This is a genomic window from Embleya sp. NPDC059237, assembly GCF_042754105.1.
Classification (GTDB): Bacteria; Actinomycetota; Actinomycetes; order Streptomycetales; family Streptomycetaceae; genus Embleya.
The window spans coordinates 1-2,191 of record NZ_JBHZAE010000054.1 but is presented as its reverse complement, the minus strand read 5'-3'; the positions used below and the strand labels follow the sequence as shown (position 1 = coordinate 2,191).

Here is a 2,191-nt window from a genome sequence, read left to right as displayed (position 1 = left end):
TTCGTCCCGTCCTTCATCGGCTCCTAGTGCCAAGGCATCCACCGTGCGCCCTTTCTAACTTAACCGTTAAAAAGAATCACTATGTGATATCTTGTATTACTTGAATGTGATGTCTACTGTTATCTAGTTTTCAAAGAACACGTTTCGAAGGAATGATCCTTCAAAACTAAACAAGACAGGGAACGTTCTGTTTATAAGACCCAAGGTCTTATATTCCGTATAATATCCTTAGAAAGGAGGTGATCCAGCCGCACCTTCCGATACGGCTACCTTGTTACGACTTCACCCCAATCATCTGTCCCACCTTCGGCGGCTGGCTCCTAAAAGGTTACCTCACCGACTTCGGGTGTTACAAACTCTCGTGGTGTGACGGGCGGTGTGTACAAGGCCCGGGAACGTATTCACCGCGGCATGCTGATCCGCGATTACTAGCGATTCCAGCTTCACGCAGTCGAGTTGCAGACTGCGATCCGAACTGAGAACAGATTTGTGGGATTGGCTTAACCTCGCGGTTTCGCTGCCCTTTGTTCTGTCCATTGTAGCACGTGTGTAGCCCAGGTCATAAGGGGCATGATGATTTGACGTCATCCCCACCTTCCTCCGGTTTGTCACCGGCAGTCACCTTAGAGTGCCCAACTGAATGCTGGCAACTAAGATCAAGGGTTGCGCTCGTTGCGGGACTTAACCCAACATCTCACGACACGAGCTGACGACAACCATGCACCACCTGTCACTCTGCCCCCGAAGGGGACGTCCTATCTCTAGGATTGTCAGAGGATGTCAAGACCTGGTAAGGTTCTTCGCGTTGCTTCGAATTAAACCACATGCTCCACCGCTTGTGCGGGCCCCCGTCAATTCCTTTGAGTTTCAGTCTTGCGACCGTACTCCCCAGGCGGAGTGCTTAATGCGTTAGCTGCAGCACTAAGGGGCGGAAACCCCCTAACACTTAGCACTCATCGTTTACGGCGTGGACTACCAGGGTATCTAATCCTGTTCGCTCCCCACGCTTTCGCTCCTCAGCGTCAGTTACAGACCAGAGAGTCGCCTTCGCCACTGGTGTTCCTCCACATCTCTACGCATTTCACCGCTACACGTGGAATTCCACTCTCCTCTTCTGCACTCAAGTTCCCCAGTTTCCAATGACCCTCCCCGGTTGAGCCGGGGGCTTTCACATCAGACTTAAGAAACCGCCTGCGAGCCCTTTACGCCCAATAATTCCGGACAACGCTTGCCACCTACGTATTACCGCGGCTGCTGGCACGTAGTTAGCCGTGGCTTTCTGGTTAGGTACCGTCAAGGTACCGCCCTATTCGAACGGTACTTGTTCTTCCCTAACAACAGAGCTTTACGATCCGAAAACCTTCATCACTCACGCGGCGTTGCTCCGTCAGACTTTCGTCCATTGCGGAAGATTCCCTACTGCTGCCTCCCGTAGGAGTCTGGGCCGTGTCTCAGTCCCAGTGTGGCCGATCACCCTCTCAGGTCGGCTACGCATCGTTGCCTTGGTGAGCCGTTACCTCACCAACTAGCTAATGCGCCGCGGGTCCATCTGTAAGTGGTAGCCGAAGCCACCTTTTATGTTTGAACCATGCGGTTCAAACAACCATCCGGTATTAGCCCCGGTTTCCCGGAGTTATCCCAGTCTTACAGGCAGGTTACCCACGTGTTACTCACCCGTCCGCCGCTAACATCAGGGAGCAAGCTCCCATCTGTCCGCTCGACTTGCATGTATTAGGCACGCCGCCAGCGTTCGTCCTGAGCCAGGATCAAACTCTCCGATAAAGTAGTTTGACTGACTACGCACATCGCTGTGCGATTTATTTAAAATGAATTAACAGGTACGTTTTGTCTTGTTTAGTTTTCAAAGATCATTTTGTTCACTTCGTTCAAGCGACTTTATTATTATAACTCGTTGTCTCAGTGAAGTCAATAACTTTTTTTAAGTTATTTTTTCGTTATCGCCTTGTTTAGCGGCAACGAATAATAATATACCACCTAGTAAATAATAGTGCAATAGTTTTTTTGAAGAAATACTAAGGAATTTAAAAAGAGCGGCATCCTTTCCCTATGGAGGATACCGCTCTTCTTTATTAGCGTTGTCTCATTTGCGGGAATAACAGCACATCGCGAATAGAAGGGGCATTCGTCAGCAGCATAACCAGACGGTCGATACCGATGCCTAATCCTCCTG

The 2,191-nt window shown here is 50.1% G+C and carries 1 protein-coding gene and 1 rRNA gene; both read right to left on the bottom strand.

The annotated features are described in order from the left end of the window. Positions 1-232 precede the first annotated feature (232 nt). A 16S ribosomal RNA gene (locus ACFXKZ_RS52355) occupies positions 233-1,782 on the bottom strand. A 308-nt stretch (positions 1,783-2,090) separates the two neighbouring features. Continuing rightward, a partial coding sequence (locus tag ACFXKZ_RS52350) for an amino acid--tRNA ligase-related protein (RefSeq protein ID WP_380015652.1) occupies positions 2,091-2,191 on the bottom strand: 101 nt, incomplete at its 5' end.